The following is a 4,392-nucleotide window of genomic DNA, read 5'->3' as shown; positions in this document are numbered from 1 at the left end:
AATGAAAACTGCGGTATGCTGATTCCGATCAGGATCAGTACTATCCCGAAAGCCTGTGCTTCTGATATTCTTTCCCCAAGAATCAGCATAGCGGCAGCAACAGCGGCCGGAAGTTCGGCAGAACCTACAATCGTGGCAAGACCTGAATCTAAGTGGGGTGAACCGATTGCAAAGAAGACAATAGGGAAAATAGCGCCGAACAATGCCATCAGCAGTCCGAATTTCCATAGGCCACCAAGCTGAATGCCGCCGCTTATTAAGACGGGGCCTGAAACAGCTGCAACCAGAAGAAGTCCGCCAAATGTGATGAAGATGCTCCTCTGGATGGTTGGAATTCCTTTGCCTGCCTTGCCGCTTGCAAAAATGAACACGGCAAATGTAACCGCAGATAATAAGCCGTAAATCAGGCCATCTGTTTGAATAGAATGTGACCCGGAATTAATCAGGTTGCTTGCAAATACCGTTCCTATAATAAGCAAGATCGAAGAAGTGACTTTTGCTCTGCTGGGCATCTTTCTTTCATATAGTGCTTCAAAAAGAATTCCAATCCAGGTGAACTGGAATAAAAGAACAACAGCGATGGAGGCCGGGTTCCGGTCAAGGCTCATTCCATACAGAATGCCCGTTAAGCTTAAAGAGGCGCCGGTCAATAGCAAAGCTGCCGCTTGTTTAAGGGTGATTTTCGTTCTTTTGATAAATGGGAAAGAAAGCAATAACAAAAGGAGCCCAATTAAATATTGGCTTCCGGTCAGTTCGGGAACAGTGTGGCCGGCATGAAGACCTAGTTTAACAATGGATGCCAGAATGCCGTAACTGCATGCGCCCAGAAAAATAAAGAATGAATATTTTAAGTTTGCCATTATGGAGACTCCTTTCCGAAAATAGAAATGAAGCAATCAGGTCAATCATAACACCTTAGAGTGTCCAAAGGGCAAAAATTTTTTCGGCACAAAAATAAGAGCCAGTGATCATTCTCACTGACTCTCTTGCCAAAATCGATTATTCTCCTAAGTAGGCTTGCAGCATCCAAATATGCGTATCCAATTTTTCCATTAACCCGATGGCGAAGTCGGCTGTCACTTGATCTTCCTGTTCTTCGGCAAGCTGGGCTAAAGAGATTAATTGTTCCTTAATATGTTTATAATCCGAAGCAAGAGCGGCAACCATGTCTTCTGCTTTCTTTTCCCCATTAGATTCTTCAAGAGTCGTAATGCTTAGGAATTCCTTTAAGCTTGCTGCCGGTGAGCCGCCGATTGCAAGCAGGCGTTCCGCTGCCTCATCTACTACTTCCGCTGCTTCATTATATAATTCTTCGAACTTTTCATGAAGAGTAAAGAAGAGCGGGCCTTTTACAAACCAGTGGTAGCGGTGCAATTTCGTATAAAGGACACTCCAGTTAGCAATTTGTACGTTTAATGCCTCATGTAATTTTTCCATCGTAATTCCCCCTAAGTAATTTATATATTTATTATAACAGATATTAAATTATAATCAATACTTATTTATAATTATTATAAATAAATAAAATAGAAATCCTCAGTATAACTGTGGCCACTTATGGTAAAGTGATATAGTACCGATTAATAGCGGAGACAGTTAGTGAGGAATATAAATGGAATATGTTTTATTTATTACTCTCGGGGCGCTTATTAGTGTGCTTTCGGGTTTTTTTGGGGTAGGCGGGGGATTCATTCTTACTCCAACGCTTATGCTTTTTGGTTTTTCTCCAGTAGAAGCAATCACCACGAGTTTGCTGTTTTCGATCGGAACGTCCCTTTCAGGCATCTCAGCTCATATCAGGCTGAAGAATATAAAAATAAAGCAGGGCCTGATACTTGGATTAAGCGGAATGGCTGCTACTCAGGCAGCCTATCCATTTGTTCTGTTTCTTGAGAATAAAGGATGGGACACGTGGGCAGTGCCTGTATTTTATATCATATTGCTGTCTTATTTTGCTTTGAGCATGTTAAAAAGAAGGGAAAAATCAGCCAATGCCGTTTACCCTTCTGAACATTCGCCTTCCATTTTGACGATGGTGCTGATTGGATTTTTTGCAGGATTTGTTTCTACATCGTTAGGGGTGGGCGGCGGTTTTATTATGGTGCCTTTATCGGTCGCTTATTTAGGGATGATGCCGAAAAAAGCAGTAGGGACCAGCTTGTTTGCTATCATGTTAATCGTATCCGCAGGCTTCCTGTCATACGCCTCCACTGTCAGCATTGATTATTGGATTGGCCTTTCACTCGTAGGAGGAGGCCTCATTGGCTCACAGTTTGGGGCGAAGCTTACCTCCTATTTTGAAAATGAAGATATCACCTATATGCTTGGGGCCTTATATATGGCTACGGTGGCAAGTGTTATTCTGAAATTAATGCATTTGAATTATACTGGTTTAGTACTGATGGCCATTTTTGTCGGCGGATTTCTAGTAAGAAGTCTTGTGAAAATGCAGAAAGCAAAAGCCCGAATAAAGGCAAAAAGGGAGAGGCCATAATGGCTTCTCCTTTTACATTTGGCGGGGCACCTTCATGCCGAGTGTCTGCATGCCATCTGTAAGAACAATGGTGACTGCTTTGACGAGGGCAAGTCTTGCCTGGATGCCGGCATCCTTCTCCAGTATTCTTACCTGCCCGTAATATTTATTGAAGGCCTGGGCCACATCAATCAGAAATTTAGCGAGAACAGAAGGGGAAAGCTGCCTATAAGATTGTCTGATTTTCTCAGGATATTGATAGAGCAGCTTAATAATTTCCCAGCTGTAAGGATCGGATAGCCCATTTGCAGCAGATGGTATATCGTCTCCCTTGCGGAGCAGGGAATAGGTCCGGGCATTGGTATATTGCAGATAGGGACCGGTTTCTCCTTCAAATGTCAGCATATCTTCAAGGGAAAATTCAATATTGTTCATGAGGTCATTTTTCAGGTCATGGAACAAAATGGCTAGGATGCCGACTGCTTCAGCGACTTCATCTTTATTTTCCAGACCGGGATTTTTAACCTCGATGCTGTTCTTTGCGAGAAGAACAGCTTCATCCAGAACCTCCTCCAGAAGGATGACCCTGCCTTTTCTGGTAGACATCTTTTTTCCATCTTTCAAATAATTACTGTTATTATACGCACCAGGAATTATTTTGCAACATAATTTGAGTCGGTTGAAAACATATAGGTTCTGTGATGATAGCGAATGCTGAATATCAGTCCCATCGCCATCATGTTTCCCATAAGTGAGCTTCCGCCGTAGCTGATAAAAGGCAGCGGAATGCCGGTGATTGGCAGGACCTGAATAGTCATACCGATATTTTGAAATACATGGAAGGTGATCATACTGATGACCCCGACGCAAATATAGGTATTAAAAGGGTCGGTCGTTTCAAGCCCGGTTTTCGTTAAGTGATAGATAAGCAGAAAGAAAAGGCTGATGACCACACTGGCGCCGAAGAAGCCATATTCCTCGCCAATGACGCTAAAGATAAAATCAGTGTGGGCATCTGGCACATATACCTGCCTGTCGGTAAAGCCTTTACCTGAAATTAATCCCGAGCCGATAGCGAGCATGGAATTATACAGCTGCATTCCGGCCCCTTGCTTATGATTGACCGGATCAAGCCAGGAATAAATTCTGCTGAACTGATAGGGGTCGATCCCAAGGTATTTCTCTAAAATCTCCGGTGCTATGATCACCAGGTATAGAACCGTTCCTGCGAAAGCCCCGAGGATTCCATAAATCGGAACAAGGATTTTCCAGGTGATTCCGGATACCAGGATGATTCCTGTTAATATTGCGATGATGACAAGGGCAGTACCCAGGTCTTCGATAATAATCAATCCTAATGGAGGCGATGTGGCTGCCCCTAGTTTGATTAGGAGAAAAAAGTCCGTGCCGGCGGTCTTAGCCTGATACTTCAGATGGTGGTCAGCGATGATTTTGCTGAGGGTGATAATAAGGAACACCTTTACGAATTCTGAAGGCTGCACTGAACCGAGTCCGGGAATGATATACCACAATGTAGCCCCTTTGCGCTCTGGTGCGATGCTTTCCGGCGCAATGAATAGTCCGATAAGCAATAGAATCCCTAAACCGTACAGCAGCCATGTGAGTCTCCGGATTTGCTCGCTGTCAAAATACATGACAATCCCAACAATGACGGCTCCAACAATATAATTTTTAATTTGTGAGATGACAAAATTCCCTTCATATTGATTGGAGGATTGTCCGCTGTAAATCGCAATGCAGCTGATGAGAAAAAACAGCAGCAGAAGAAAACATAATGTCCAATCGAATCGGTCTGAGAATCTATTATTCTGGTTCATAATATACACCTGGTTTCTTTACCTTTTTACATTTTTATCGCAGTCTAACGGGCAGTAAGACCCCCATTCAAGACTCAGAGG

5 protein-coding genes are annotated in these 4,392 nt (G+C 43.2%); 1 reads left to right on the top strand and 4 read right to left on the bottom strand.

What is annotated here, in order from left to right; all coding sequences use genetic code 11:
- Both BFI01S_RS21165 and BFI01S_RS21160 read right to left on the bottom strand, forming a co-directional pair.
- Nucleotides 1–860 (bottom strand): EamA family transporter (locus BFI01S_RS21165; RefSeq protein WP_061794344.1); only part of this gene is annotated, 860 nt, incomplete at its 3' end.
- A 139-nt stretch (nucleotides 861–999) separates the two neighbouring features.
- On the bottom strand, nucleotides 1,000–1,437 hold the full coding sequence (locus tag BFI01S_RS21160; protein WP_061794343.1) for a Dps family protein: 438 nt from the start codon (nucleotides 1,435–1,437) through the stop codon (nucleotides 1,000–1,002).
- Nucleotides 1,438–1,612: 175 nt separating this feature from the next.
- On the opposite strand from BFI01S_RS21160, the gene BFI01S_RS21155 reads away from it, so the two are divergent.
- Nucleotides 1,613–2,494, top strand: a complete 882-nt coding sequence (locus BFI01S_RS21155) for a sulfite exporter TauE/SafE family protein (protein WP_061794342.1) — start codon at nucleotides 1,613–1,615, stop codon at nucleotides 2,492–2,494.
- A 12-nt stretch (nucleotides 2,495–2,506) separates the two neighbouring features.
- On the opposite strand, the gene argS is transcribed toward BFI01S_RS21155, so the two are convergent.
- Nucleotides 2,507–3,097, bottom strand: coding sequence for an arginine--tRNA ligase domain-containing protein (argS, locus tag BFI01S_RS21150; protein ID WP_268875351.1), 591 nt, complete (start codon nucleotides 3,095–3,097; stop codon nucleotides 2,507–2,509).
- A gap of 29 nt (nucleotides 3,098–3,126) precedes the next feature.
- Nucleotides 3,127–4,311: an FtsW/RodA/SpoVE family cell cycle protein gene (locus BFI01S_RS21145; protein WP_061794341.1), complete on the bottom strand. Its 1,185-nt coding sequence runs from the start codon at nucleotides 4,309–4,311 to the stop codon at nucleotides 3,127–3,129.
- Nucleotides 4,312–4,392: the final 81 nt, after the last annotated feature.

It is taken from the genome of Cytobacillus firmus NBRC 15306 (assembly GCF_001591465.1).
In the GTDB taxonomy this organism is placed as follows: Bacteria; Bacillota; Bacilli; order Bacillales; family Cytobacillaceae; genus Cytobacillus; species Cytobacillus firmus.
The sequence above is the reverse complement of the archived record's forward strand: the minus strand, read 5'-3'. Positions and strand labels throughout refer to the sequence as shown.